This is a genomic window from Agromyces flavus (assembly GCF_900104685.1).
GTDB classification, from domain to species: Bacteria; Actinomycetota; Actinomycetes; order Actinomycetales; family Microbacteriaceae; genus Agromyces; species Agromyces flavus.
Genome location: NZ_LT629755.1, coordinates 2,238,068 through 2,263,549, shown reverse-complemented (window position 1 = coordinate 2,263,549; position 25,482 = coordinate 2,238,068). Strand labels below are relative to the sequence as shown.

Here is a 25,482-nt window from a genome sequence, read left to right as displayed (position 1 = left end):
CCTATGTGCGTATAAATCCAGAGGCGGCGTCAGTCGCTCCGCGAGCGGGCGCCGATCGGTCCGGTCCCGCGATGCGTATGACTCCTACCTCGCCGCCGCCGCCGTCGTCGTGGCTCGGGCGGCCAGCCACTCGCCGAACGACGTGGTCGACAGCTGCGCATCAGGGCCGGGCGTCAATTCGTCTCCCGAGAGCCGTGTGCCGAAGTACAGCGCGTCGGCGTCGCCCATGACCTTGCGCGGGTCGCCCGCGGCTCCGAGCCCGCGTCGGATGAACTCATCCATGGGCAGTCGCTCGGGTCCGCCGATCTCCAGCGTGCCGTTCACGGGTGCGCCGGCCGCCACCCGCGCGACCGAGGCCGAGACATCCGCGGCAGCGATGGGCTGCATGAGGCCGGTGCTGAGTCGCGCGACGCCGTCGACGGTCGCCTCGTCGGCGATGCGGCCGACGAACTCGTAGAACTGCGTTGCGCGCACGATCGAGTACGGCCGTCCCGACTCGCGGATGAGCTGCTCCTGGGCGACCTTCGCGCGCAGGTATCCGCTCGCGGGAAGCCGCTCGGCGCCCACGACCGACAGTGCGACGTGGTGTCCCACGCCCGCCTCGCGCTCCGCCGCGAGCAGGTTCCCGGTGGAGGTGGTGAAGAACGCGAGCACGTCGTCGTCGGCGAATGAGGGTGAGTTCGACACGTCGACGACCACGTCGGCGCCGACGAGTGCCTCGGCGACTCCCTCGCCGGTGATCGTGTCGACACCCGAGTTCGGCGAGGCGGCGACCGCGTCGTGGCCGTACGCCGTGAGCAGTTCGACGACCTTGGATCCGATGAGGCCGGTGCCTCCGATGACGGCGATCTTCATGACGGGTTCCTTCCGGTGCGCGGCTGCGGCGTCTCCGCTGCCGTCATGAACTCCGACCGGATGGCTCTCGGAACTGTGACACGTCGGCTCGTTCAGTTCCCGCCCACGCGGTTCCAGCAGGCGAGCTTGCCCGGTGCGGTCGTGACCCAGAGCTCGACGATCCGGCCGCGCCATCCCGACCGAAGACTGATCAGGCCGGTCACGTCGCCGTTCGGCCGGCGGATGGCGAGGCCGGGCGCGCCGTTGACGTGGACGATCTCGAGCGCGGCATCCGGATGGTGCAGAAGCCGCGCGACGAGTTCGCGTGCGACCGCAGTCCGTCCGGTTCGCTCGCCCCCCGATGAATCGCCCGAATCGATCGTGAGCCGCACCCTGGCGTCGAGGAGTCCGGCGAGTGCGACGTCGTCGCGGGGGTCGAGCGCGAGAAGCAAGCGGGCGGCGGCGTCGTCAGGCCGCAGCACGGAGCGCCACGGCGGCGAGCTTGTGCGGGTTCATCATCCACAGCACCTGATCGATGGCGTCCCCGGATGCGACGACGATCACCACCGCGAAGGTCGATCCAGCCTTCGAGAGGATGACGGACGGCTGGCCGTTCACGTCGGCCTCCTCGATGTCGACGCCCTCCCAGAAGTGCGTGTGGAACGCGCGAACGAACCTCGCCACCCGTACGCGCCCGACGACCGGGAACTTCGAGGCGCGCACCACACCGCCGCCGTCGGAGTACGACACGACGTCCTCGGTGAAGAGCTGCTCGAGTGCCTCGAGGTCACCCGTCTTCGCGGCCGCGAGGAACGCGGTGAGCAGCCGGTGCTGCTCGTGCCGGGTCACCTCGCGCCGTCGCTCGCCGGCGAGGTGCTTGCGCGCTCGGCTGACGAGCTGGCGCGCGGCGGCCTCGGACACCTGCACGATCTCGCAGATCTGCGAGTAGTCGTAGGCGAAGGCCTCGCGCAGCACGTACGCGGCGCGCTCGGTGGGCGTGAGCCGCTCGAGCATGACGAGCACGGCGAAGCCCAGCGCTTCGGCGCGTTCGGCACCGAGGGTCGGATCGTTGCTCGTGTCGACCGGTTCGGGCAGCCATGGCCCGATGTAGGTCTCGCGTCGCGCCCGAGCCGACTGCAGCGCGTTGATCGACAGGCGCGTGGTCACCGTCGCGAGGAACGCGGGCGGGTCGAGCACGGCCGTGCGGTCGGTGCCCTGCCACCGGAGCCAGGCGTCCTGCACGATGTCCTCGGCCTCCGACGCGCTGCCGAGCATCCGGTAGGCGATCCCGAAGAGCCTGGGTCGCACGGCCCGGAACGTATCGAGCGCGGCCTCGATGGTGCCTTCCATGTCGTTTCCCGTCGGTCGGCGAAGCGGGGCCGGGTTTCGGCCCCTACAGCTGAGACCACGCAGCCCGCCCCGACGTGACAGCGATCCGCGAATCCGCGCGAATGCTCGGGACGATACTCCGGATGCCGCGGGCGTGCGAGGCACGGACGCGGGCCCCGCACGCCCAGCGCACGGCTTCGACCGGTGGGGCGGCGGCGCGCACTCCGCTCACCCAGCGGACGGCGCCGAGGATGGTGCGCGGAAGGCGGTGCCCGGTCGACTGCCTCGCGCGGCTCAGCCGATCTCGGGCGCCGGCGGCGGTTCCGGCGTCGGCGGCAGGCCGACCTCGATGATTCGCGTCACCATCCGAACCGCCCGATCTGGCAGCGCTTCACCCGAGTAGAAGTCCTCGTACAGTTCCTCCGCGGCGTCGAGGGTCCGGATGTCGCAGATCGCCATGAGCTTGGCGATGTCGGTGTCGTCGCGGCCGGGCCGGTTGGCTCGGAGCTTCATCGCGAGAAGCGCCTCGGCGGAGGCGACCTGGATGACGACGACACCGTCGTCATGAAGTGTCTCCCATTCGGTGGAGCGCCGGCCGTAGTCCGGGACGAAGCCCGCGGCCTTGTCGTTCAGCCAGTCGTCGGGCCATCCGTTGGCTTCGGCGATCGCGCGACCTGCCTCGAGCACGAGCTCATGATCGCCGATCAGGCGCGCATCGATGTCAACAGTGGCCTCGCGATCGAAGTAGCGGAGTGCGAGCGCGGCGCCCCCCACGATCCCGATGCCGCTGCGCTGGCCGCGCTCGTTGAGGGTGCTAACGAGATGCCGGAGCCCAACGACGAGCTCGTCGCGTTCGAAGCGGGTCATGCGCTGACCAGCGTGTCTGCGTCGACGAGGACGCGGCGCCGAGCGAACTCCGGCGGCACCCGGTCGGGCGTCGGCGTCAACGTGTAGGGGCCTTCGCCGAGGGCCCACGGGCGTCGAAGCGTTCGCTCGGGGCTGACGGCCCAGTCAGGAATGGGCAGCTGCTCGGCCACGAGGTGGTGCGCGACGAGTGCGGCGAGCGCGGCATCCCACTGGCGGCTGCCGGTCGGCTCGGGCGGTGAGATGGCCAGGGCGAAGCGGGCCGCGCCGTGTTCGGCGTTCAGGTTGTCGTTGAGCTGGATGAATCGGCGCAGCGCCCCGCTCTCGCGACCGTCGGCGACGGCGAAGCGGATGTCTGCGGCGATCGCCGCCGCGTCGTCTCGGACGGTCGGCACCGAGACGAGCCGGTGGCCGGCGGCGCGGAGGGCACGCTCGACCGCCTCGAACGAGGGATTCTGATGCCCGCGCTCGATCAGCGAGAGGTGCGACTGCGACAGCCGGGCACGTCGGCCGAGCGCCTGCTGGGTGAGTTTCCGGCTCCGCCGCGCGGCGCGGATGAGGGTTCCTGCGCTCACAGATCACCTCCGAATATTCGATCCATCTCATACTAGCCCCTTTGCCATGTAGCTCGCCGGATGGCCTGGCGACGCAGGCGACTGCGACGTACCGACGCCCCGCGGTCGATGACGGGGTCGCCAGAACGTACGGCGAAGATGAGGCTCGACCCACCGACTTCCGATGGGAGAGGGTCGGTGCGAGGGGCGCCTCAGGCGGTCGCCGCGAGTGCGCGCACGGCGCGCTCGACTGCAGGACGCACGTCGAGTTCGGGGTCGACCGTGAGTCGGTGCAGCACCAGGCCGTCGCCGAGGGCCATCAGGGCGCGCGCCGCCGGCACGGGGTCGGGGATGCCGGCTGCGGCGATGAGCCGGTCGGTCCACTGCTCGAACTCGCGACGCTGGCGGCGCAGCGGTTCGAGCAGCTCGGGGTCGGCGGCGAGTTCGACGAAGAGCGCGTAGCGCGCCCGGGTGCGGGTCGCGGCGGGGCCGGTCTGTACGAGCAGCACGGCGCAGAGTCCCTCGGCGATCGAGTCGAGCGTCGGCTGCTCGAGCAGCTCGGGCGTGAAGTCGGCACGCTCGAGTTCGGCCATCCAGTCGATGATGCCGGCCAGCAGGGCCCGCCGTGTGCGGAACCAGTTCGAGGTCGACCCTGCGGGCAGCCCGGCGCGTTGATCGACGCGCGCATGGCTGAGTGCCCGCACTCCGTCGGTGCCGAGGACCTCGACCGCCGCCTCGAGGGCTCGCTCCCTGGTTGCTGCAGCCATCGGCGCCTCTCACGTCGCGTACGTCGACGAGTTTCGCACGGGCGCGCGTGGCGCCGTGGCATCCGTGCGCCGTGGCATCCGCAGGTCGGGGTCGCCGGGCCGAGCTCAGTCGGCTCGCCGGATCCAGTCGAGCGTGAGGTTCGCGACCGCGTCGGGAGCCTCGGCGGGGAGGAGCTTGCCCCCGTCGTCGACGAACGCGAACTCGACGTCGTCGGCGAATCGCTCGGGGTTCGCGCAGAGGCGGCGGATGAGCTCCTCGTCGAACCTGGTGTCGACCCGGCCGAAGGCGAAGAGCGTCGGGACAGTCAGGCGCATCCGCTTATACACGCCACGGCTCAGCCGCATCGACTCGGGGATCACCATGCCCCGGTAGAGCGCGCGGACCGCCTGGTCGATGGCGGGGCGCTGCTTGGGCGCGAGGTGCGCGTCGACCTCCGGCTCCGGCGTCCGTCTCGCGTTGTACTGATCGGCCCACACGTCCCGGAGCGAGCTCCCGGGGCGATGCCAGAGCAGCTTCGGCATGTGCCGGAAGGCGGCGACGAGCCTGGGGCTGAACGAGATGAATCCGGGCGGCACCGAGAGCTGAACCGCCCTCCCGACGCGTTCGGGGTGGGCGTAGTCTAGCTGCATCGCGGTGATCGCCCCCATGTCGTGACTGACGAGGTGCGCACGTTCGACGCCGAGCGCCTCGAAGAGCGCGAGCAGGTCATGCAGTCGCGTCTCGCGCTCGATGCCGGAGTCGTCGGCTTCGGTCCAACCGGCACCGCGAAGGTCGGGACAGATCACGCGGTAGCCCTGCTCGGCGATCAGCGGCGCGACCTGATGCCACTGCCACCAGTGCAGCGGGAAGCCGTGGAGCATGACGACGGGTTCACCATCGCCCACGGTGGCGACGTGGGTGCGCAGGCCCGGGGTCTCGACGATGAGGTGCTCGAATCCGGATGCCTCGGGCAGAGGCGGTGCGAGATCTGCCGGAGCGGTGATCGAGTGACTGTTAGGTTCAGGTGTACGCATGACGACTCCTTCGTCGGTGCGGTTTACTACGTTTATAGTACGGCGGATGGTGCGCGTCAGCCAGACCCGCTGTTCGGAGTTGCGGGGGCTCTCGTCGCTTGCAGCGGCGACCGGGTCGCGGCGCCCGGCTCGAACGGGTCGGGCACGTCGACGCTGCTCGACGTGCTGACCGGCGAGACCGAAGCGGATGCCGGAACCGTCCGTTGGGCGAAGGGCGTCAGGTTCGTCTCGTACAACCGGGTCTACGCCGAGCTGGATCTCGACGACACCGTCGGCCACGCGGTGAACGCCTACTCGGACTCACTCGCGTTCACGGCGACGAAGAAGGACGTGAACCGGTTCCCGTCGATGCTGCAGTTTCTCGGAGGCCGGCCTGCAGCAGAAGATCGGCACCCTCTCCGGTGGCCAGCGCGGCCGCGTCGCGATCGCCCAGCCTGCTCTCGGGCGCGGCGGTGATCGTGCTCGACGAGCCCACCAATCAACCGACATCACCTCCACCCAGGTGATGGAGCGGGCGCTCATGCACTTCCCGGGCGGGGTCATCGTGGTCTCGCACGACCGCTTCTTCGTCGACAAGGTCGCCGAACGGCTGCTCGTGTTCGACGGCGGGCCGCGGTGCGGGCGCTGGCGGCCGGGGCGCTCTGATGGGTCTCTGTGCACGCGACGGTCACCGGGTACCCGGTGCGTCGAGCCTGCTAGTTCGGACTCGCCGCCGGTGGAGCGACAGGGCGCTGCTATATCGTGTGGGGGATGGTGGCATTGAACGACGGCTCCGCGATCGTCGTTCGATTCGCGCCGTTCACTCGCGAGGGACTAGAAAAGAGTGCGGCCAAGCAGGCGCTGTCCGATCAAGCGAAGGGACGACCCGCGAGGCGTGGCGTCTCGGTGTTCGCTACGCACGTCGACGTTGGCGAGTCGCTCGACGATGCGGTTCGGCGCATATGCGAACACGCGTCACGATTCTGTGGAGGGGAGCGCGTGGCAGTGGTCGCAGAGAGTACGTTGAATCAGGAAGGCTACGCACTCCACTTGAGCGAGCCGCCAGATGCTCACTACCTTGTGGGTACGGCTGATCTCTCAGAGTTGCCAGACTTCAGCAGGCTCGCTGAATTGCTCCGGGACGATAGACGGGACAACCCCGGTTTCAGAGGAAGGGGCTAGGGATGCAGACTTCGACCGTTGAGATCGACCTCAACGATATCGACGAGGAAGGGCTGACCGTCGCGTTGCTCAGCGATGCCAGCGGACCACTTGAGCCCGGGCGGATGACGATTGCGTACGAGAACGAGGATCGGTTGGCGGCTCCTGCGCTCGTAGCGTCCGTGCGCACGGACCTTGGAATCGCTTATCTTCGCTTGAACTGGCGAGCACTAAGTCATCGTCTCTATAACGAGCGGGCTTTTCGGCTCGACCCGGTTCACTCAAGTTCCGCTGTACGCTCACGTCGAGCAGGCGCAGAGATTGACGCCGCATCTCGGCGAATAGTTGCACGCGGATCGGCGGCCGCGCCTAATTCGGCGGTGGCATTCCGTTGAGACACGTCACTGTCCTTACCCTCTGCGATGCCGTATCGGTACGGGAGGGCCTCCTGCACGTGCTCGGTGGCGGCATAACCCGGCTTGAGCGGGAGAGCTTCCCGGCGCCACTTTTGTGCAACATCGCAACGATGGTGGAAGTGGAGAATGTCGCAGACGAAGGCCACATAGACATCGTGCTTCGCTTGTTGAAGGCGGAGGCCGGTGGCGAGTCGCTGCTGAGTGAGATCTCGTTTGGCGCAGACTATGGGCCGAATGATGTCCTCTCGCTTGACGCACCTGCGGCCATCCCGCTTGCTGTTGAGGCGGCAAACCTAGGGCTGCCAGGCCCTGGTCGCTACCATGTAGCTGCTTTGCTGGATGGCAAAGAAGCCGCACGGATCTCGTTCTGGGCGGGACTGTCTCCCGAAACGCCGCAGGCATGAGCTCCGGGGCGATGGGCTTTTAGGCCCGCGGACGTCGCTAGGCGACAACGGATTTGCCCACTGCTCGATGGTGGTCGACGTCGCGTAGGCGCGTCACTCCACCAATCAGTTCCAGCGGTGGCGGCGCCTGCCGGTATAAATCGCTCCTCATGACCCTCCTGTGACGAGGCTCTGATCGGGTCTCGCAGAACTCGGGCCTATCCCTGCGTGAAGTCCTGTGCAGGAGTGTGGCACCGTTTCGCTTCGGACGATCAGGGCGGCAGACGTCTTCTCGATCTTCGACGTGATGGCGGTGGAACATGAATGGCCGGTCCGCGAGCCCAAAGCGTTGGACTGTCACGGCGACGGGCGTGGCGGGCAACTAGTCGGCCGTGAACTAGCGTCTCCACGGGCCGCCGGATGAGGAGGGGATAGTGGTCGATCCAGAAGCTGTTGTCTTCGATGTCGACGGCACGTTGTGTGACATTCGTGACGTACGCCACTACTTCGGGCGTCAAATCGACGCGCCTTCAGTCCCATCGTTACAGGGAAGCGACCTGGTCGTTTAGCGTCCGCGGCAAGATATCGAGCGGACGCGATCGTCAAGTCGGAATGATTGGTTCAAAGATGAGCCGATACAAGGGGTGCTCGCCGTAGATGACCGAGACGACATTCTGCGATTACGGGCGGCAGCCGTTGTCGGAACGGTAAGAGTCAGCGAGGAAGGCTCATCATTGGACGAGGTCCAGCGGCCGGTAGGCCAGCGGGATATCGTGATCGAGCGGCTGATCATCGAATGTCGACTGTGACGCGCCGTGCTCGCGGCGTGCTGCCGAAGTGCGTCTGCGGTCGTGGGTAGGGTGGGGTACCTCGACACTAACCACGAGTAGGGACCAATGACTGCGAGCACCGACACCGCTGTTGATCTCGCGGAACGGGCACGGAGCGTCGCGGCCGAAAGGATCCCGCCGTTCCTCCGCTGGGCGGGCGGCAAAAGGTGGCTCGTGCCGCAGATCCTTCGCCTAACCTCTGGCATCGAGGTCAAGCGGTACCACGAGCCCTTCGTTGGCGGAGGTTCGGTCTTTTTCGCACTTCCCCGGTTGGAGGAGGCCGTCCTTTCAGACCTAAACACCGATCTCATCGAGGTCTATCGGGAAGTTCGCGATCATCCTATGGACATACACGACCGGCTAGAGCGTTATGAGAACACTCGGGATCACTACTACGCTGCGCGCGCGGCATCACCGGTTGATGCGATCGATCGTGCGGCGCGATTCATCTACCTGAATCACACGTCATTCAACGGCATTTTCCGGGTGAATCTAAGGGGCGAGTACAACGTTCCGTTTGGAAATCGAAAGTCGGTAAACATTCCTGACCGCGCGGCACTGCGCGCTGCCAGCGAACGTCTCAAGGGTGCACGTCTGAACGCGGCGGACTTTGAGCGCGCCCTCGGTGACGTCCGTGAAGGTGACCTCGTGTTTCTAGATCCCCCTTATACAGTCGCCCACAACAACAACGGGTTCGTCAAGTACAACCAGCACTTGTTTTCTTTTGATGATCAGAGACGACTGGCAGAATCAGTTCGAACCTTGGTTGAAATCGGCGCAAGATACATCTTGACGAATGCTGCGCATCACTCAATCGACGAGTTGTTTTCTACCCACGGCCGACGCCTTACAGTCTCGCGTCGAAACGTTATCGCGGGCAAAGCGGCGGCACGCGGGAGTGCTGAGGAGTATTTGTTCACGAACATCGAGGAACTGTGACCACAGTCGAACTTGACCTTCTGCCCGCTACGCAACTGCGGGCCGCGACTGCCCGCCGTCTTTCCAGAGACCTCAGGGAGAAGGTTCCCCTCGCGCGCCAAGGTGAGTACGAGGCTAACGGCTGGGTGGTTGACAAGGTGCTGAAGAGCGCGGTCTGGATGCGGCGGCCGAAATCGCACGGCCTGGCATTCGAAGATCGCGTCTGGGCGATGTGCGCTCGGCTCGGCTTCTCCTCAATGAATCGGACACGGGAACTAAAGATTCGTTACGGGAAATCCGACAACGAGACAAAGCAACTCGACGTGTTCGCTGCCGACGACGATGTTGTCCTGGTAATTGAGTGCAAGTCCTCGGATAAGGATCAGGCTCCCACTTATGCTTTCAAGACGGAGATCGAAAGTATCCAGGGCTACCGGAAAGGAGTTACGCGCCAATTGCGCGAGCTCTTTCCGGACCACAAGGTGAAATTTGTCTTCGCGACAAACAACATCGGCGTGAGCGAGGAAACTCGCGAACGGATCTCAAATGCAGACATCGCGTACCTTGATGAGGAGTCCGTCGCCTACTACCACGAGTTGGCTGATCACCTGGGCGTGGCTGCCAAGTATCAGTTCCTTGGGAATTTGTTCCAGGGCGACAAGATTCAGGCGATGGATGCAACAGTTGCTGCGATCCAAGGAAAGATGGGTGGCCACACCTACTACTCCTTTGCTATCGAGCCTGACCGCTTGTTGAAGCTCGCGTACGTCTTACATCGGAACAACGCGAACTCTCAGTGGATGCCGACATACCAGCGAGTCATCAAGAGGTCGCGCTTGAAGCGCGTCACGGAATTTGTCGGGCGCGGTGGCTTCTTCCCCAATTCCCTCATCATCAACATCGAGACTGGTCGGAGAGGTCTTCGATTCGAGCGTGCGACAACTCAAGCGGGCGAGAGCAGACTTGGTGTTCTTCATCTACCTCAAAAGTACAGATCTGCATATGTTATCGACGGTCAACATCGGCTCTACGGCTTCGCCAACTCCGCTCGCGCGAACACTGAGTTGCTCCCTGTTGTGGCGTTCGTCGACCTTCCCGGGGACAAGCAGCTCGAATTGTTCATGCAGATCAACGAGAACCAGCAAGCCGTCCCCAAGAACCTTCGGCTGACTCTCAAGGCCGATCTCGAGTGGACGAGCATCGATCTGCGGCGTCGGGCTCAAGCACTGAAGTTGAAGGTCGCTCAGCAACTCGGTGAGCGAAAGTCTTCCCCGTTGCGTGGAAGAGTAATCCTTGGCGAGGAGAAGAGCACCGATCGGCTATGTATCACTCTCGACGCCATTAACCGAGGGATAGACCGCGGGCGTTTCATTGGGGAGTTCACTAGCAGCGAGATGAAGAAGGTCGGATCCTTCTATCGCGGCTCGAATGAAGCTACTCTGAGACCTCTTACGGAATTTCTTGAGTACTGTTTTGATCACGCTCGCGATCGCTTGCCACTTCAGTGGAACGCTGGCAAGGGCGAGGGGGGTTTTGTCTTCACGAATCCCGGCACCGAGGCGATGCTTCGGGTCGTCGGTGACATCGTCGACTTTCTCGCCGACCAAGGGAAGCTAGATGCGCGTGTCAATACCCCGAAGGAAACATTCGCACAGGTGCGCGAGATTTTGGATCCGCTGCTCAACCATCTTGCCCCCCTTTCAGTTGAGGATATCGCAGAGTTCAAGAGTTGGTTCGGCAGTGGTGGGCCGACCAAATATCTTCGCCGGTTTCAGGCCGCACTGGTCGAATGCGTCGACGGTTTCATGCCTGATGGATTCGACGAGTGGAAAGCCAATCAGGAAAAGCAATTTAATCAAGAGTCATATTCGATGATTAACGACATCGAGAACCACATGAAGCAGGACATCCGTCGGCGCCTCCAGGACCGGTTCCGCGGGACATGGATCAAGGACGGTGTGCCGAAAGCCGTGTATGCCCGTGCAGAGTCACTCCGTGCGGAAAAGCAGTACGAAGCACCCGAGGGTGTCACCGTCGATTGGTGGGATTGTCTTTACCTGATCGACTATCACAGCATCATGCAGCAGGGATCGAAGGCGTTGTGGGACGAGATATATGACGAGGCTTACACTTTGCCGAGCGACCGAAAGGCCGGGGCATGGAAGAGCAAGTTGTCGTGGGTAGTCACGCTCAACGAGGTTCGGAAGAAGACGCACCACAGTGGCGGCGAGGCCGTGACTGAGGAGGAGTATGCCTTTCTCCAGACCTTGCACTCCCACTTTGATCTCGGCGGAACTGGCCGGAACGACTAGTTGCGCCGGTCGCCATGCTTGGCTGGATTGCTTCGTCGTTCCGTGTTGAACCGGGGCAGTTGCCGAGGGTGTCCCGCGCGGGCGATGACTGCACCGGTAAGGTTCGTCGGTGTTCAAGCACGCGTGGCAACGACCATCGCGAGTGTTCGTCCGTGGCGTCGGCGCCGACCAATGGACATTTCTGGCGGTGGATGGTGATGGCGGGCATGTCGGCTTGCTAGCGGGCAGGGCGCAGACCCGCGCTGATTTGGAGCTTGCTGATTTGTGCGACGTCAGGCGCTCCGGGAGATTGGATCTTCGTCGGGCCATGCGCTGATACACAAGGCGGGAATACCGTCAGCTGCTCTGCGTTGAAGTTGAGCGTACCCAACTCAAGTTCCCCAGGAGGACCTAGGTGCCCGACAACTTCAACGAGGCCGGCGCGAGCTCGTTCGACGAGTTCCTCGCCCGCTACCTCGCGGGTGAGCAGGCCAGGCAGGCGCGGTCGATCGACCTCAGCCGGTTCCTGACCTCGCGCACCCAGAGCATCCTGCAGCGCGCCGGACGCTTCGCGCTCGAGCGCGGGCAGACCGAGCTCGATGCACTGCACATCCTGCGCGTCATCGTCGAGGACGAGTCCGTCGCGCAGGCGATCACGCGCGTCGGCGCGAGCCCCGAGCGCATCATCACGGCGACCGAGGCGCGGCTGCCCGCGGCATCCGACACCGCCGACGTCAATTCGGCCATGATCACCCCCAGCGCGAGCCGCGCGCTGTTCCACGCGTATCAGGTCGCGCGGTCGAGCGGGTCGACGTACATCGACCCCGAGCACCTCTTCTTCGCCCTCGTGCTCGGGCAGGACGCCCCCGCCGGGCAGGTGCTCGCGCGCGCCGGCGTCACCGCCGACGCGCTCGCGGCCGGGCTCGGCGAGCACGTGGCATCCGCTCAGGGCGAGGGCACCGACACCGCGAACGACGGTTACGGCGAGCAGACGGATGCCGCGGCATCCGCCACCCCCATGCTCGACAAGTTCGGCCTCGACCTCACCAAGCGCGCCATGAACGGCGAGCTCGACCCCGTGATCGGCCGTGCCGACGAGATCGAGCAGACCATCGAGATCCTCAGCCGCCGCACGAAGAACAACCCCGTGCTGATCGGCGAGGCCGGCGTCGGCAAGACCGCGATCGTCGAGGGCCTCGCCCGCGCGATCGTCGAGGAGAACGTGCCCGAGGCGCTGCTCGGCAAGCGGGTCGTAGCGCTCGACCTGCCCGGCATGCTCGCCGGCACCCGCTACCGCGGAGACTTCGAGGAGCGCCTCACCAAAACCATGGAAGAGATCGCCGAGCACCGGGGCGAGCTCATCGTCTTCATCGACGAGGTGCACACGGTCGTCGGCGCCGGTGGTGCCGGTGAGGGCGGCATGGACGCGGGCAACATCCTGAAGCCCCGCCTCGCGCGCGGCGAGCTGCACCTCGTGGGCGCGACCACGCTCAAGGAGTACCGCACCATCGAGAAGGACCCCGCGCTCGAGCGCCGGTTCCAGCCGGTGAAGGTCGGCGAGCCGTCGATCGAGGACTCCGTGCTCATCCTGCAGGGCCTCCGCCCCGCGTACGAGGAGCACCACGGCGTCACCTACACCGACGACGCGCTGCGCGCCGCCGTCGAGCTCAGCGCCCGGTACCTCACCGACCGCGTGCTGCCCGACAAGGCCATCGACCTCATCGACCAGGCCGGCGCACGCCTGCGCCTCAAGCTGGGCGTGAAGGTGGACGTCTCGGCGCTCATCTCCCGCCTGGCCGAGCTGGAGGCCGACAAGAACGCGGCCGTCCGCGCCGAGCACTACGAGGAGGCGTCGCGGATCCGCGACGAGATCTCGAAGGTGCAGGAGCGGCTCGACGAGGCGACCGAGAAGGCCGCCGCGCAGGGTCGTGCCGTGTCATCCGGTTCATCGACGGATGACACGACCGCCGCCTCGACGACCCTCGACGAGGCGCAGATCGCCGCCGTGATCTCGCGGGCCACCGGCATCCCGGTCAATCGGGTTACCGAGGGCGAGCGCGAGCGCCTCGCGAACCTCGAGGGCGAGCTGCACGCCCGGGTCATCGGGCAGGATGACGCGGTCACCGCCGTCGCCCGCTCGGTGCGGCGCAACCGCACCGGCATGGGCGACGCGAAGCGGCCCGTCGGCTCGTTCCTGTTCTTGGGTCCGACCGGCGTCGGCAAGACCGAGCTGGCGCGTGCGCTGGCGTCGTCGCTGTTCGACGACGAGGGCGCGATCATTCGCTTCGACATGAGCGAGTTCGGCGAGCGGCACACCGTGTCGCGGCTCGTCGGCGCCCCTCCCGGATACGTCGGCTACGACGAGGCCGGCCAGCTCACCGAGCGCGTGCGGCGCAACCCGTACTCGATCGTGCTGTTCGACGAGATCGAGAAGGCGCACCCCGACGTGTTCAACCTGCTGCTGCAGGTGCTCGACGACGGACGCCTCACCGACGGCCAGGGTCGCACGGTCGACTTCCGCAACACGGTGGTCATCATGACCTCGAACCTCGGCTCGGAGTTCCTCGCGTCGCGGTCGGGTGCGCTCGGCTTCGTGGCGTCGACGGATGGCTCGGGGTTCTCCTCTTCGGAGGACGTGAAGGCGCGCGTGATGGGCAAGGTGCGCGAGGCCATGCGGCCGGAGTTCCTGAACCGCATCGACGAGATCGTGCTGTTCCAGAAGCTCTCGGCCTCGGAGATCGCGTCGATCGTGCGCCTCATGCTGGGTGCGACCGAGCGCCGGCTGGCCGCTCGCGAGATCGGCTTCGAGGTGACGGATGCCGCGGTGGCGCTCCTCGCGGAGCGCGGCTACGAGCCCGAGTACGGTGCCCGCCCGCTGCGGCGCCTGATCCAGCGCGAGATCGACGACCGCATCGCCGACCTCTTCGTCACCGGCGCCCTCGGCGACGGCGAGGCGGTGCGAGTGGATGCCGCGGACGGCGCGTTCGTCGTCGCATCCGTGCCGAACGCGACCGTCGACATGGCCGCCTAACCCGGTGGTCGAGTAGCACCACCGAAGGCGGCGCCTACCGAGACCACTCGCAGGAGAACGCCCGACCCCGATCGCTGGGGCCGGGCGTTCTCTGCGCGGCGGCGTGTGGGGAACGTTTGGAGCACGCTGGCCGCGGAACAATGAGACATGCTCATCGAGGGAGATGCTTCTCGCGGCCATCGTTGGACGCTGTATTTGTCGGGGGGTGGAGTCCGAGCTGCACTCGCGGCAATCGGGGTGATCTACTTCATCGGGAGCGAGGGTGCGTGGCCGGCGGTCAAGCGGGTGGTCTCCGTTTCGGGCGGAGGACTGGTGAATGCGTGGTTGATGACCCGCCGCCCGAGCGAATCCGATATGCCCAGCGAGCTTGGCAAGATCTTCGATCTTCTCACCAATCGCGCCCGGTCCTGGATTCTCGTTCTCGTGGTGTTGGTGGTGACGATCGGGTCGGCCGCAGTCACGTCCATCCTGCTTCTCGGCGCGGTGGGTCCCGAGGCCAAGGGCTGGGTCTTGGCGGCTCTCGTTCTCTTGTGGATCGCAATCGGCCTTCAACTGAGCACGCGCATTTGGCTGCACTGGTTCTTCCTGCCCTTCGGTCGCCGGGAGCGCCTCGGGGAGACGCTCGGTACGGACTGGGAACGACTCCACGTCTTCGCGACATCTGACATCGGCAGCGCAGGCCCGCTGTTCTTCGAATCCAGTTCGGCCGTCTGTCTCGCCTCGTCTGATCGCAGAGGGGTCTTCGACGCGCGCGATGTCAGCGTCGCGAAAGTGCTGCGCGCTACCACCGCTTTCCCTCCCGCCTTCCCCCCGACCAGATTCAGGCCGCGAAGGCCGCCAATTGATCGAGGCCCCGATTGGACGTGGCAACCAACGCCGGACGGGACTCGCGCGGCATGGTTGGCCGACGGAGGCGTTACGGGCAACCTCGGCGTGCAGTACGGATTGGGGCGCTATGAAGCGGTTCAGTCGATCGTCGGCATTTCTGCCGCGCGTGCTCGAATCTCGTCGACAGCGATCGACTGCAAGGTGCATCGAGACCAAGTCGCGTGGCTCTGCGAGAGATGTGTACAGCGATCCGTGATCGTCGATGCCTCGGGTGCCACTCCTCGGCTCAGTGGACTCGTGGGGATCCTCGTCACGATTCCAGGGGTGGGGGTCGTTTATCACGCTCTCCGGTCACTCAGAGTGATGTACGAGTCGCACCTTCAGCTTGATGCCGTGACCGCTGACGCTGGTCTCATTTCCACCGTGCGCGTGCCCGCCTTAATCGACGAGATCGCAAGTGAACGAGCACCGGCGGTCGACGGCGGGAACCAAAACGCGGTGTCCCTGCGGTCGGGGGCGTTCCGCCAGTGGCGCCACAACGCCGTCGAGTTCCCGTCTGTCGCCTTCACGAGCCTGGAGTGGGCGTGCGTACGTGCACGTCTCGCAACCACCGGTGTGCGAACTGGGCTGCTGGCCGTGCGGCGGAGCACCGCCATGCTCGTGGTTGCGAGCGGCTACCTGAACGCGTGCCTGGCGATGCGCGGCCGCGACGCGATCGGGCGTGCGACTCAGGGAATCGCGCGCCTTGACCTTCGCTTCGGTCTCAATGGCGATCTCGTCGAGTGGTTGAACCGCGCATGCGCGGAGTTCACCGAGGGGGAGCTCACCGAACGGAATCGGCGCCTCAGCGCGCTCCTGCGTGGTGCTGGCCTGTCCAGGCCGGAGTAAGTGTCGACTTCCGCAACACGGTAGACATCATGACCTCGAACCTCGGCTCGGAGTTCCTCGCGTCGCGTCGGGTGCGCTCGGCTTCGTGGCGTCGACGGATGGCTCGGGGTTCTCGTCGCAGGATGAAGTGCGCCGGCGCGTGATGGGGAAGGTGCGCGAGGCCATGCGGCCCGAGTTCCTGGACCGCATCGCCGACCTCTTCGTCACCGGCGCCCACGGTGACGGCGCAGCGGTGAAAGTGGATGCCGCCGACGGTGCGGTTCTCGTGGCATTCGTGCCGAACGCGACAGTCGACCTGGCGTCGGCAGCGTAGCCCCCGCCGGGAGCCCCTGTCCGGGCAGTCGTTGCGGGTCGGTCGCCGACGACACCCGCAACGACCGCCCGTTCTGCCGGAAGGCCCGGCATCATCACGGTGCCGGGCTTCGTCGCATACGGCCGCCCTCCGCTCGCGACCATTGCATAAAGATCAGTTACAGCTATCATTAGTGCATGTCCGACCTGATTCGCACCACCCGGCAGGAGCTCGGCCTCACTGGTGCCGAGCTCGCCGAGCGTCTCGGTGTCACCGCGGGCGCGATCTCGCAGATGGAACGGTCGGAGCGCGACGGCCGCATCAGGCTCGACACCCTCGAGCGCGCGCTCGCCGCGCTCGGCCAGCGGCTGGACCTCGGAACGACGCCTGCGTCCGCGTTCGCCGACTACGCCCCGGCGGCGGTCACCGATCAAGTCAACGACGCGCTCGACGATCGCGACGGCAGCTACGCGCTGCGACTCATCACGCACGCGGCATCCGTAGTGCGCGATGACGCCGAGCAACTGAGCGATGCCGAACTGGAGCGCCGGCCATCGCGGATCAAGGACGCGCGCTGGGAGCAGCTGTTTCGAGCGGTGTACGGCGATGCCATCCCCGAGCGCCGGCGTCCCGACTGGGCGACGCCGGAGCGGCTGAACCGACGCTGGTACGTCTCCCGATTCGCGCCGCTCCGCGAAAAGGCCAAGACCTCGACCCCGCAGCGGCTGCGCGACCTGAACATCTTCATCGACGAGAACTCGCTGTCGACCCGATGAAACGCGAGTTCGACGCGCAGGCGGTCCGCGACCTCCTCGACAAGCTCATTCGGCGGCTCGAGGAGCGGGGCGTTCGCGGCACCATCCGCGTCGCAGGCGGGGCGGCTATGCTCCTGCACTTCCCGGACGACCCGGCGATGCGGGGTCACGCGTGACATCGATGCGGTGATCGAGCCGTCCGACGAGATCGAAGCCGTGGTCGCCGAGATGGCGGTCGATCTCGGACTCCCCTCCGGGTGGCTGAACGCCGCTGGTCGCGCAGAGCGTGATCGACGACGACGTACGCGGACCATGACCCTACGGGCACGGTGAGCACCCCCGCAGCCGCGTACCGGAACAGCACGCACATCACGAACGCCCGGCCTCACCTCGAGGCCGGGCGTTCGGGCACGCGCGTCAGCGCGAGATCACCTTCGGCGCCGACACCGCCTTGAGGCCGTGGATGCCGAACTCATGACCGTAGCCCGAGGCCTTCGTGCCACCGAACGGGATGTTCGGGTTGAGGACGCCGTGCTGGTTGATCCACACGGTCCCGGCCTGGATGCGACGCGCCACCGCGACCGCAGCGTCGGCGTCGCTCGACCACACCGAGGCGCCGAGCCCCTGTTCCGAGGCGTTCGCCCGGGCGATCGCGTCGTCGACGTCGGAGTAGCGGATCACCGGGATGACGGGACCGAACTGCTCCTCGTCGACGAGGGCCGCGCCGTCGTCGATGTCGGCCACGACGGTGGCGCGGTAGAACAGCGGACCGAGCTCGGGCGCCGGCTCGCCGCCGGCCACGACCCGCGCGCCACGGCCGCGGGCGTCATCGACGAGGCGGCGCACGATGTCGTACTGCTTCTCGTTCTGCAGCGGGCCGAGCACGTTGCCCGCGTCGAGGCCGCGGCCCATCGGCATGGTCCGCGCGATCCCGGCGAGCGTGTCGACGACCTCGTCGTAGACCGAGTCGTGCACGTAGAGCCGCTTCAGCGACGCGCACGTCTGCCCGGTGTTGATGAAGCAGCCCCAGAACAGGTCATCGGCGATCGCCGCGACATCCGTGCCCGGAAGGACGATGCCGGCGTCGTTGCCGCCGAGCTCGAGCGTGAGCCGCGCCAGGTTCTGCGCCGATGATTCCACGATCTTGCGGCCGGTCGCCGTCGACCCCGTGAACATGATCTTGTCGAGCCCGGGGTGGGCGGCGATCGCGGCGCCGACCTCGCGGTCGCCCGCGACCACCGTGAGCACTCCCTGTGGCAGGTGGCGGTTGAACACCTCCGCGAGCGCGAGCACCGACAGCGGCGTGTACTCGCTCGGCTTCACGACGACCGTGTTGCCCATACGCAGCGACGGCGCGATCTGCCAGACCGAGATCATCATCGGCCAGTTCCATGGTCCGATCGCGCCGACCACCCCGAGCGGCTCGTAGTGCAGCTCCGCCCGGGCGCTGCCGTCCTCGAACACCACCTCGGGCTCGAACGCCGTGTCCGCGGCATTCCGGGTCCACGCGGCGCAGGCGCCGACCTCGAAGCGGGCGTTCGGCCCGTCGAGCGGCTTGCCCTGCTCGCGCGAGAGCAGCACGGCGAGCTCCTCGGCGTTCGCCTCGATCTCGTCGGCGATGGCGTTCAGGATGGCGCTGCGCTCGCCGTGTCCGAGCGCGGCCCACGCGGGCTGCGCGGAGCGGGCGGCGGCAACGGCCGCGTCGAGGTCGGCGAGGGAGTGCACCGGGGCGTAGCCGATGGTCTCGCGGGTCGCGGCATCCGGAATCGGAAGGCCGGTTGTCTCGTCGGCGGCGATCGCCTCGAGGATCGTGGTGGGCTGCGTGGTGGACATGGGTTCCTCCGGAATCGTCGTTCGACTCGTGGGTCAGTCGGTGGGGTGGGCGGTCTCGTTGAGGACCGTGAAGCGGCTGTCGAACGGCAGGTGCACCGGCGCGAGGGTGGGTCCGTCCCAGCAGAACATGCGGCCGATCGACCGCTCGTTCACGAGGTCGACGACGAGGAACGACTCGACCGGCATGACGGACTCGCTCCAATGCAGCATCACGATGCCGTCGCCGAGCTCGTACACCGTCGCCGGGTCGACGTCGGCGAGGCCCTGCTCGGCGCCGCGGATGCAGTGCCAGACGAACGTGCCGTTGTTGAGGTAGATGTGCTCGTAGTGCTCGCTCGGGCTGTAGCGGTAGTAGATCCGCTTGCCCACGAGCGCGTTCGACCGCCGCAGCGGTTGGATCTCGCCCGTGCCGGCCACGCGACCGGTGAGCACCTCGGTATGCATGCGGACCGCGCCCTGCCGGTCGACGAAACTCGAGTCGGCGACCGTGACGCGACCGTCGTTCCGGTCGAGCACCATCGAGACATCGCTCGCGTGCGCCCCCTCGCCCTTGATGAAGTCGATGAAGTACAGGCCGGGGCGCGCCTCGACGGCGCGATAGGGGTGGGTGCCGGTCATCCCGGTGCCGTCGCCCTCGACGATCGTCCAGGTGACGGCGCCGCCCACGAAGCGGTGCGCGATGGTCCACCCGTTGTCGAAGCGGATGTCGAAGCTCGAGCCCTCGAGGTCGTCGGTCGCATCGAGGCTCGGCTCGCCGAAGCCCTCGAGCATGGCGGTGACGTCGGGCCATTCCTCGACGGGGACGTAGTCCTGCTCGATCGGAGTGGGGGTGGAGTTGCTCATGATGAGGCCTTTCAGGTGCGGATCGGATGCGGATCGGGGATCAGGCGACGGCCGTGACGACCGACTCGTAGTCGATGTCCTTCTTGACCGTGGGGAGGAGGGCGCCGAGGGCGAATGCGATGGGGATGAACCAGAGCAGGAGCTTGGCGGTGGCGCCCTCGCTGAAGAGCATCGCGTCGTAGTTCTGCAGCGCGATCACCAGCACCGCGACGACGAGGACGAGGGATGCCGCGGGCGCGACCTTCGTCGTCCAGAAGCCGCGCTCGACCTTCTCGCGGAGGAAGAAGACGACGATCGCGAGCGACGCGAGGGCCATCATGACGATGAAGCCGACCGTGCCGAGCGCGACGAACCAGGCATAGACGACCTCGATCGGGTCGGCGCCGGCGAGCAGGAAGGCGAGCACGATGACCGCGACGACGACGCCGTTCGCGAGCGCCGCCGCGTACGGCGCGTGCGAGCGCCGGCTGACGCGCGACAGCGGCGAGGGCAGCACGCCCGCGCGGGCGAGGGCGAACCCGTACCTGGCGAACATGTTCTGCATGCCGATGAGCATCGCGATGAAGCTCGACACGACGAGCACCTGCATCGTGACATCCAGCCACGGGCCGACGTACGTCGCCGCGAGGCCGAAGATGAGCCCGGCGAGGTCGTCGGCCGCCGCCTGCTGCACCTGGTCGGGACCGACCGCATAGCTGACGGCCCAGGTCGCGACCGTGTAGAAGATCGCGACGAACAGCACGACCGAATACAGGGCGAGGGGGATGGTGCGACGCGGGTTGCGAGCCTCCTCGCTGAAGACCGTCGTGGCCTCGAAGGTCGTGAAGCACGCGAAGACGAACAGCACCGCGACGCCGAAGCCCGGGTTCGCGAGCTGCGACGGGCTGAAGCTCTCGAGCGACGGCGGGTTGCCGGCCGCGCCGATCATGATGCCGACGACGAGGATGGCGACGACCGCGATCTCGGCCACGAGCAGCAGGCCGAGGACCCTGAGGTTGAGGTCGACGCCTCGCATCGCGAGGGCCGTGGTGAGCACGATGAAGGCGAGCGCCCAGACCCAGACGGGCAGGTCGAGGCCGAGCCATCCGGCTGCCAGCTGCTGCGCGAACACGCCGAACTGCGCCCAGAAGCCCACCTGCAGCGCGATGTAGGTGACGATGACGATCCCCGCCGCGCCCGTGGCGGCGTGCCGGCCGAGGCCACGGGCGATGTACGCGACGAAGCCGCCGGCGTGCACGATGTGACGGCTCATCTTCAGGTAGCCGACCGCGAACAGGGCGATGACGAGCGCGACGAGGACGTAGACGAGCGGGACGCCCGGTCCCATGATCGAGAACAGCACCGGTCCGGCGCCGACGAAGGCGGCCATCGGTGCGGCCGCAGCGACGACGAAAAACGCGATGCCGATGAAGCCGAGGCTGTTGGACTTGAGGGTCGTGCCGTGCACGGTCTCAGTTTGGGTCTCGACCGGCTCTGGTGTTGTGGTGGTGCTCATGAGGTCCTCCTTTGGACTTCGAGCGGTGCTCTGGTGGGTGAGGTGCCCGCGGGTGCGGGTGGCCGGCGCTCAGGCGCTGGCGGCGAGGAGACGGATGCCGGATCGGGCGTGCTCGGCGAGGATGCGGCGCGCTTCGATGAGGCCGCTCTCGATGGCGCCGTCGATGAAGCCGCCCCAGCCGTGGGCGTAGTCGGCTCCGGCGAACCGGAGGCGGCCGGCACCGGCGTGGAACTCGGGCAGCGCCCGCGTGAGGTAGCCGGGCCGGTGCATCGGCCAGGTCTCGCCCGCGAACGGGTCGGCGACCCAGTCGTGTGCCGCGACTGCGCTGACCCGGGCGCCGGGGATGAGGCGTCCGATGACCGCCTCGATGGCGCGAGCGTCGGTCGGGTCGATCGCACCAGCGTCGGGCCCGAAGCCGATGACGATGATGCCGTCCCCGTCGGGGTACTCGCCCTGGAAGAAGTTGAGCGGCCAGTGCTTCTCGCCGAACGCGACGAACGGTTCGCTGACGCCCTCGAGGCGGAACCACACCTTGGTTCCGAGGCCGGCCTGGCCTTCGGTCGCCGCCTGGCGCATGGCGCGGGGAAGCTCGGGCGTGACGCGGATCGGCGACAGCGCCGCGAGCGGGAACGTGACGATCGCGGTTCGTGCCGTGTGCACGTCGCCGTCGTCGGTGTACACGCTCACCGATCCCTCGTCGTGCTCGATACCCTCGACGACGGCGCCGAAGCGGAACTCGGCGTCCGAGTCCTCGGCGATCGCCTGGGCGAGACGCCCGGTGCCGCCGTCGACCTTGTACGACGCGCACGCCTCGAAGTTCACGGCCCAGTCGCCGTTCGTCAACGCGACCCAGCGCAGGGCCTGGGTGTATGCGGCCTCGTTGATCGATCCGTTCACGTTGAGCGTCCAGAACGTCTCGAGGAGCGCCCGTTCGGCGGCCGGGAGGTCGAGGGTGGCGATCCGATCGGCGATCGTCTCCTGGTCTGTCGACTCGACGAGCTCTCGTTGCTCGAGCGGCTGGAACGGCGTCGGGAAGACGCGCCGGGCGTCCGCCGTGAGACGCCGGTTCGGCTCGTCGAGGAGGCCGAGCAGCTCATCCGGGTCGCCCGACCGTGGTGCGCCCGCCTCCCACCAGTGGGCGACTGCTGGAGCCGGGCTCGGAACGGTCCCGATCCCGTAGCGGGCGAGCTCGGCCCAGACGTAGGGCTGGGTCCAGTGCACCCACGTGCCGCCGAACTCCAGCCCGCGGCCGAGGCCGTCGGCGTACCAGGTGCGACCGCCGATGCGGTCGCGCGCTTCGAGGACACGCACCGAGAGACCGCGCTGGGCGAGTTCGCGAGCGGCCGTGAGGCCGGCGAAGCCGGCACCGAGGACGAGCACGTCGGCGTCGGTCCGACGAGGGGGCGAGACACGGTTAGGCGTGTGCAGAGACATCATCGTTTCCTTCACGGGAGCTTCCACTCGAGCCGCGCAGAGCCGGACTAAGCAGTTGCTGAGTATTGGTGCCGGTAAGCTAAGCACATGCTCAGTTCAGCGTCAAGCAATTCGCGGACGACCGATGCGCCGGTGCCTACACTGGAGCGCATGACCGACCCGCCGCGGCGCCCCCTGAACCACGGCGACGGCAAGGAGGCGCTGCTCGCGGCGACGGTTCGAGTGGTTGCGGCGAAGGGGTTGCGGGGCATGACGTTCCGGGCGGTCGCCGATGAGGCCGGCGTCAACAACACCCTCATCGCGCACCACTTCGGCACACGCGACCGGCTCCTCGCCGCGACGCTCGAGTGGTCGATGGAGCGGTCGATCGGCCTGGCCGACCTCGGCGCGTATGCCCGCGAACCCGAGTCCTTCCGGGCCGCCCTGATCGAGAACGTGCTGTCCGAGCCCGCGCTGCAGGTCTTCCAGTTCGAGATGGTCCTCGAATCGAGTCGTCGCTCCGACTTGCAGCCGGCCGTGCGCAGGCTCTACCAGCGGTATGTCGAGGAGCTTGCACACGGCCGATCCGACCCCGAGCCGGCCGGCAGCGCGGGCTTCCACCGGGCGATGTTCGCGGCACTCGACGGGCTCGTGCTCCAGTACCTGGGTCGGGCCATCACCGCCGACCAGCTCGCCGAGGCGGTCGAAGCGCTCGGTGCGGTGATCGCTGCCGGACCGCGCGGCTGACCGGCGGCGCCGTCGCGCTCAGCCGCGGCAGGTGGTCGCGTGCTGCCGGCGTATGCCATTGTGAGCAGCGACCCGTGTCGGACTCGCGACGGAGGGGTTACGGATGACGGATGAGGCGGCCGACCCGGATGCCGCGGAGCAGACGCGCGTCTCGCGGTGGCGGCATCGGCCGTTCATCGAGATCGTCGCGGTGGCGATGTTGTCGGTGACCGCCGTCCTCACCGCCTGGTGCGGCTTCCAGGCCTCGCAGTGGAGTGGCGAGCAGTCGATCGCGTTCGCCGAGGCATCCGCCGCTCGAGTCGAGGCCGCCGATGCCGACGGCGAGGCCCGTGAGGCCCGAGTGGCCGACCTGGTCATCTTCGCCGAATGGGTCACCGCGACGGCTCGGGGCGAGACCGCCCTCGCCGATGAGATCGCGGCTCGGTTCACACCGCACTTCCGCGTGGCGTTCGACGCCTGGCAAGCCGACGAGGAAGCGGCGCCGAGTCCCTTCGCCATGGACGAGTACGTGCCTCCCGGCACGGAGGAGAGCGCCGAACGCACGGCCTACGCCGACGCACGCGCGGCCGAGGGCGTGGAGTTCAACGAGCGCGGCGACGACTACTCGCTGCTGACCGTGTTGTTCGCGCTGGTGCTCTTCCTGACGGCGATGGCGCAGCGCGACATCCGCCACGTCGCCGCGTGGGTGCTGCTCGGGCTGGCCGGCGTCATCGCGGTGATCGGGTTCGTCGCGATGCTGACGTTCCCGGCCCTGTGGTGACGCGGTGCCGCGGCGTCAGCCGCCGTTGTTCGAGATGGCCAAGCCGCCGAAGATCAGGATGAACATCGCGGTGAGGGCACCCGCCACCACGGCGAGCCAGCCGACAATCACCGCCGTCAGGGCGAGGCCGCGGCCGCGTTCGCCGGTGCGCTTGATCTGCGAGAGCGCGATGTGTCCGAAGATCAGGCCGAGGATCACCGTGAACCACACCGTGATGATGGCGACGATCGCCCAGACGTTCCACTTGTCGGTCTGCGGGGTTGCGGGAGCAGTCATGGCGGGAGGCTAGCCGCGGCCCGCGGATGCGGCAGGGTCGTTGGGCCCGGCGCGCTCAGGGCCAGCCCGGTGGTGCGAGCCGCATGCCCCGGAGAGGCTGGGCGGATGAGCGAAGCCCTGTCCAACGCCCACGACGCCGGCGCCCACCCTCCGATCGCCGAAGACCACCCCGCGTTCGAACTGCGAGGCCGTGCCACCGAGACGCTCGTGCTCGTGGCTTCCGTCGTCGTGCTTCGCCTGGTAGGCGTGCTGCTGCTCCTCGTCTCGTCGTACGAGTTCGGTTCGTTCGACGCGCTGCTGCCGCTTCTCGCCCTGGTCGCCGATCCCAACCTGCTCGTCTGGATCGGCCTCACCGCAGCCGTGCAGCTCGGGCTTCGGGGGATGCGCCGCTCCGGACGATGGGCGCTGATCCTGCTGGCCGTGCCGGTCGCCGTGTTCTTGGTCTCCCTGGTGCGCGGCATCCCGAACCTCGCATCCGCCGGAATCGTCGGGATACTGGGCAATGCCGTCGGATGGATCGACGCCGGCATCCTCATGGCCGTCGTCGCGCTCGGGCTCGTGTTCACCGCGGCGTTCGTCAGTCACGAACGCCAGAGGTCCGCGAGTATCGCCGGCGGGCTGCTCGCGGTCGGCGGACTGCTCACGCTCGTGCTCCTCTGGCAAGCCTTCGAGACGTACTTCACGCTGTTCGGCTCGCAGCCGGTCGTCACGCCGGCTGACGAGGACCGGTACGTCGTCACGGCTGCGCTCACGCTCGGCGCCCTCGTGGGCGCGATCGTGTTCGCCGCGATCAGCCGTCGGCGCGCCCTTATCGTCACTGCGTGCATCGTCGGATGCCTGGGTGTGGTCGTCGCGCTCGCCGTGCCCGTTCCCGCCGACCGCTTCATCCCTCCGCCGCCGCCCGCGCCCGGCGACGACGGCGGCGGCGGAGGCGGGAGCTGCTACGGTCCCGGCGATCCGAACTGCGTCGGCGGTTGACGT

25 protein-coding genes and 1 pseudogene are annotated in these 25,482 nt (G+C 67.2%); 14 read left to right on the top strand and 12 right to left on the bottom strand.

The genetic code is table 11. The features are described from left to right. Positions 1-84 precede the first annotated feature (84 nt). The 7 genes from BLT99_RS10635 to BLT99_RS10605 form a co-directional block, all read right to left on the bottom strand. Positions 85-855, bottom strand: a complete 771-nt coding sequence (locus BLT99_RS10635; protein ID WP_092672047.1) for an SDR family oxidoreductase — start codon at positions 853-855, stop codon at positions 85-87. Positions 856-947: 92 nt separating this feature from the next. Then, positions 948-1,316 carry a sigma-70 family RNA polymerase sigma factor family protein gene (locus BLT99_RS10630; RefSeq protein WP_092672044.1) on the bottom strand — a complete coding sequence of 123 codons (369 nt, stop codon included), beginning with the start codon at positions 1,314-1,316 and terminating at the stop codon, positions 948-950. Next, positions 1,303-2,184, bottom strand: coding sequence for an RNA polymerase sigma-70 factor (locus BLT99_RS10625; RefSeq protein WP_092672041.1), 882 nt, complete (start codon positions 2,182-2,184; stop codon positions 1,303-1,305). Before BLT99_RS10625 ends, BLT99_RS10630 begins: the two co-directional genes overlap by 14 nt. Before the next feature lie 273 nt (positions 2,185-2,457). After that, positions 2,458-3,030, bottom strand: coding sequence for a DUF6036 family nucleotidyltransferase (locus BLT99_RS10620; protein WP_092672038.1), 573 nt, complete (start codon positions 3,028-3,030; stop codon positions 2,458-2,460). After that, a complete protein-coding gene (locus BLT99_RS10615; RefSeq protein ID WP_092672035.1) occupies positions 3,027-3,602 on the bottom strand; it encodes a helix-turn-helix domain-containing protein in 576 nt (191 codons plus the stop codon). Before BLT99_RS10615 ends, BLT99_RS10620 begins: the two co-directional genes overlap by 4 nt. Positions 3,603-3,793: 191 nt before the next feature. Further along, on the bottom strand, positions 3,794-4,348 hold the full coding sequence (locus tag BLT99_RS10610) for a TetR/AcrR family transcriptional regulator (protein ID WP_092672032.1): 555 nt from the start codon (positions 4,346-4,348) through the stop codon (positions 3,794-3,796). Between the two features lie 105 nt (positions 4,349-4,453). After that, the gene (locus BLT99_RS10605; RefSeq protein WP_197675489.1) at positions 4,454-5,362 is read right to left on the bottom strand and encodes an alpha/beta fold hydrolase; all 909 of its coding nucleotides are present in this window, start codon (positions 5,360-5,362) and stop codon (positions 4,454-4,456) included. Here BLT99_RS10605 and BLT99_RS18310 point away from each other — a divergent pair. From BLT99_RS18310 to BLT99_RS17610, 11 genes and pseudogenes are all read left to right on the top strand, one after another. After that, a pseudogene (locus BLT99_RS18310) lies at positions 5,243-5,524 on the top strand (hypothetical protein); the annotation flags it as partial. The gene BLT99_RS10605 and the pseudogene BLT99_RS18310 sit on opposite strands and share 120 nt — an antisense overlap. Beyond that, positions 5,525-5,818: a hypothetical protein gene (locus BLT99_RS18305; RefSeq protein WP_229724330.1), complete on the top strand. Its 294-nt coding sequence runs from the start codon at positions 5,525-5,527 to the stop codon at positions 5,816-5,818. It abuts the pseudogene before it with no gap. A 707-nt stretch (positions 5,819-6,525) separates the two neighbouring features. Then, on the top strand, positions 6,526-6,897 hold the full coding sequence (locus BLT99_RS17620) for a hypothetical protein (protein WP_133988448.1): 372 nt from the start codon (positions 6,526-6,528) through the stop codon (positions 6,895-6,897). Next, positions 6,894-7,322, top strand: coding sequence for a DUF6941 family protein (locus BLT99_RS17615; RefSeq protein WP_371874196.1), 429 nt, complete (start codon positions 6,894-6,896; stop codon positions 7,320-7,322). The genes BLT99_RS17620 and BLT99_RS17615 overlap by 4 nt, the downstream gene beginning before the upstream one ends. A gap of 875 nt (positions 7,323-8,197) precedes the next feature. Next, on the top strand, positions 8,198-9,070 hold the full coding sequence (locus BLT99_RS10595; protein ID WP_092672029.1) for a DNA adenine methylase: 873 nt from the start codon (positions 8,198-8,200) through the stop codon (positions 9,068-9,070). Beyond that, on the top strand, positions 9,067-11,361 hold the full coding sequence (locus tag BLT99_RS10590; protein ID WP_092672026.1) for a DGQHR domain-containing protein: 2,295 nt from the start codon (positions 9,067-9,069) through the stop codon (positions 11,359-11,361). Before BLT99_RS10595 ends, BLT99_RS10590 begins: the two co-directional genes overlap by 4 nt. 394 nt (positions 11,362-11,755) lie before the next feature. Next, entirely contained in the window at positions 11,756-14,371 is a 2,616-nt protein-coding gene (locus tag BLT99_RS10585) for an ATP-dependent Clp protease ATP-binding subunit (protein WP_092672023.1), read from the top strand. A gap of 147 nt (positions 14,372-14,518) precedes the next feature. Then, complete coding sequence (locus tag BLT99_RS10580; protein ID WP_092672020.1) at positions 14,519-16,087, top strand: patatin-like phospholipase family protein; 1,569 nt, start codon at positions 14,519-14,521, stop codon at positions 16,085-16,087. A 163-nt stretch (positions 16,088-16,250) separates the two neighbouring features. Beyond that, on the top strand, positions 16,251-16,400 hold the full coding sequence (locus BLT99_RS10575) for a hypothetical protein (protein WP_157674981.1): 150 nt from the start codon (positions 16,251-16,253) through the stop codon (positions 16,398-16,400). A 176-nt stretch (positions 16,401-16,576) separates the two neighbouring features. Further along, positions 16,577-17,155 carry a helix-turn-helix domain-containing protein gene (locus BLT99_RS10570; protein ID WP_092672014.1) on the top strand — a complete coding sequence of 193 codons (579 nt, stop codon included), beginning with the start codon at positions 16,577-16,579 and terminating at the stop codon, positions 17,153-17,155. Continuing rightward, a complete protein-coding gene (locus BLT99_RS17610; protein WP_157674980.1) occupies positions 17,152-17,310 on the top strand; it encodes a hypothetical protein in 159 nt (52 codons plus the stop codon). The genes BLT99_RS10570 and BLT99_RS17610 overlap by 4 nt, the downstream gene beginning before the upstream one ends. 241 nt (positions 17,311-17,551) lie before the next feature. Here BLT99_RS17610 and BLT99_RS10565 read toward each other — a convergent pair whose 3' ends face one another. The 4 genes from BLT99_RS10565 to BLT99_RS10550 all read right to left on the bottom strand — a co-directional run bounded on the left by BLT99_RS10565 (position 17,552) and on the right by BLT99_RS10550 (position 22,685). After that, the gene (locus BLT99_RS10565) at positions 17,552-18,967 is read right to left on the bottom strand and encodes an aldehyde dehydrogenase family protein (protein WP_092672011.1); all 1,416 of its coding nucleotides are present in this window, start codon (positions 18,965-18,967) and stop codon (positions 17,552-17,554) included. A 33-nt stretch (positions 18,968-19,000) separates the two neighbouring features. Next, entirely contained in the window at positions 19,001-19,810 is an 810-nt protein-coding gene (locus tag BLT99_RS10560; protein WP_092672008.1) for a MoaF C-terminal domain-containing protein, read from the bottom strand. Between the two features lie 40 nt (positions 19,811-19,850). Then, positions 19,851-21,305, bottom strand: coding sequence for an APC family permease (locus BLT99_RS10555; protein ID WP_092672005.1), 1,455 nt, complete (start codon positions 21,303-21,305; stop codon positions 19,851-19,853). A gap of 69 nt (positions 21,306-21,374) precedes the next feature. Beyond that, positions 21,375-22,685 carry a flavin monoamine oxidase family protein gene (locus BLT99_RS10550; RefSeq protein ID WP_231945682.1) on the bottom strand — a complete coding sequence of 437 codons (1,311 nt, stop codon included), beginning with the start codon at positions 22,683-22,685 and terminating at the stop codon, positions 21,375-21,377. Between the two features lie 204 nt (positions 22,686-22,889). Here BLT99_RS10550 and BLT99_RS10545 point away from each other — a divergent pair, with 204 nt between their 5' ends. Together BLT99_RS10545 and BLT99_RS10540 are read left to right on the top strand one after the other, a co-directional pair. Continuing rightward, positions 22,890-23,465, top strand: coding sequence for a TetR/AcrR family transcriptional regulator (locus tag BLT99_RS10545; RefSeq protein WP_092671999.1), 576 nt, complete (start codon positions 22,890-22,892; stop codon positions 23,463-23,465). A 103-nt stretch (positions 23,466-23,568) separates the two neighbouring features. Further along, positions 23,569-24,225, top strand: coding sequence for a hypothetical protein (locus tag BLT99_RS10540; protein WP_229724328.1), 657 nt, complete (start codon positions 23,569-23,571; stop codon positions 24,223-24,225). A 15-nt stretch (positions 24,226-24,240) separates the two neighbouring features. Here BLT99_RS10540 and BLT99_RS10535 read toward each other — a convergent pair whose 3' ends face one another. Beyond that, positions 24,241-24,501 carry a DUF4190 domain-containing protein gene (locus BLT99_RS10535; RefSeq protein WP_092671996.1) on the bottom strand — a complete coding sequence of 87 codons (261 nt, stop codon included), beginning with the start codon at positions 24,499-24,501 and terminating at the stop codon, positions 24,241-24,243. A gap of 105 nt (positions 24,502-24,606) precedes the next feature. On the opposite strand from BLT99_RS10535, the gene BLT99_RS10530 reads away from it, so the two are divergent. Continuing rightward, positions 24,607-25,479 carry a hypothetical protein gene (locus tag BLT99_RS10530; protein ID WP_092671993.1) on the top strand — a complete coding sequence of 291 codons (873 nt, stop codon included), beginning with the start codon at positions 24,607-24,609 and terminating at the stop codon, positions 25,477-25,479. Positions 25,480-25,482 lie beyond the last annotated feature (3 nt).

What these genes read in the sequence shown, in the direction of transcription:
- BLT99_RS10635 (WP_092672047.1), bottom strand. Translation starts at nt 855, where the DNA reads ATGAAGATCGCCGTCATCGGAGGCACCGGCCTCATCGGATCCAAGGTC.
- BLT99_RS10625 (WP_092672041.1), bottom strand. Translation starts at nt 2,184, where the DNA reads ATGGAAGGCACCATCGAGGCCGCGCTCGATACGTTCCGGGCCGTGCGA.
- BLT99_RS10620 (WP_092672038.1), bottom strand. Translation starts at nt 3,030, where the DNA reads ATGACCCGCTTCGAACGCGACGAGCTCGTCGTTGGGCTCCGGCATCTC.
- BLT99_RS10610 (WP_092672032.1), bottom strand. Translation starts at nt 4,348, where the DNA reads ATGGCTGCAGCAACCAGGGAGCGAGCCCTCGAGGCGGCGGTCGAGGTC.
- BLT99_RS10605 (WP_197675489.1), bottom strand. Translation starts at nt 5,362, where the DNA reads ATGCGTACACCTGAACCTAACAGTCACTCGATCACCGCTCCGGCAGAT.
- BLT99_RS17620 (WP_133988448.1), top strand. Translation starts at nt 6,526, where the DNA reads ATGCAGACTTCGACCGTTGAGATCGACCTCAACGATATCGACGAGGAA.
- BLT99_RS10595 (WP_092672029.1), top strand. Translation starts at nt 8,198, where the DNA reads ATGACTGCGAGCACCGACACCGCTGTTGATCTCGCGGAACGGGCACGG.
- BLT99_RS10580 (WP_092672020.1), top strand. Translation starts at nt 14,519, where the DNA reads ATGCTCATCGAGGGAGATGCTTCTCGCGGCCATCGTTGGACGCTGTAT.
- BLT99_RS10575 (WP_157674981.1), top strand. Translation starts at nt 16,251, where the DNA reads ATGCGGCCCGAGTTCCTGGACCGCATCGCCGACCTCTTCGTCACCGGC.
- BLT99_RS10570 (WP_092672014.1), top strand. Translation starts at nt 16,577, where the DNA reads ATGTCCGACCTGATTCGCACCACCCGGCAGGAGCTCGGCCTCACTGGT.
- BLT99_RS17610 (WP_157674980.1), top strand. Translation starts at nt 17,152, where the DNA reads ATGAAACGCGAGTTCGACGCGCAGGCGGTCCGCGACCTCCTCGACAAG.
- BLT99_RS10565 (WP_092672011.1), bottom strand. Translation starts at nt 18,967, where the DNA reads ATGTCCACCACGCAGCCCACCACGATCCTCGAGGCGATCGCCGCCGAC.
- BLT99_RS10560 (WP_092672008.1), bottom strand. Translation starts at nt 19,810, where the DNA reads ATGAGCAACTCCACCCCCACTCCGATCGAGCAGGACTACGTCCCCGTC.
- BLT99_RS10555 (WP_092672005.1), bottom strand. Translation starts at nt 21,305, where the DNA reads ATGAGCACCACCACAACACCAGAGCCGGTCGAGACCCAAACTGAGACC.
- BLT99_RS10545 (WP_092671999.1), top strand. Translation starts at nt 22,890, where the DNA reads ATGACCGACCCGCCGCGGCGCCCCCTGAACCACGGCGACGGCAAGGAG.
- BLT99_RS10540 (WP_229724328.1), top strand. Translation starts at nt 23,569, where the DNA reads ATGACGGATGAGGCGGCCGACCCGGATGCCGCGGAGCAGACGCGCGTC.
- BLT99_RS10535 (WP_092671996.1), bottom strand. Translation starts at nt 24,501, where the DNA reads ATGACTGCTCCCGCAACCCCGCAGACCGACAAGTGGAACGTCTGGGCG.
- BLT99_RS10530 (WP_092671993.1), top strand. Translation starts at nt 24,607, where the DNA reads ATGAGCGAAGCCCTGTCCAACGCCCACGACGCCGGCGCCCACCCTCCG.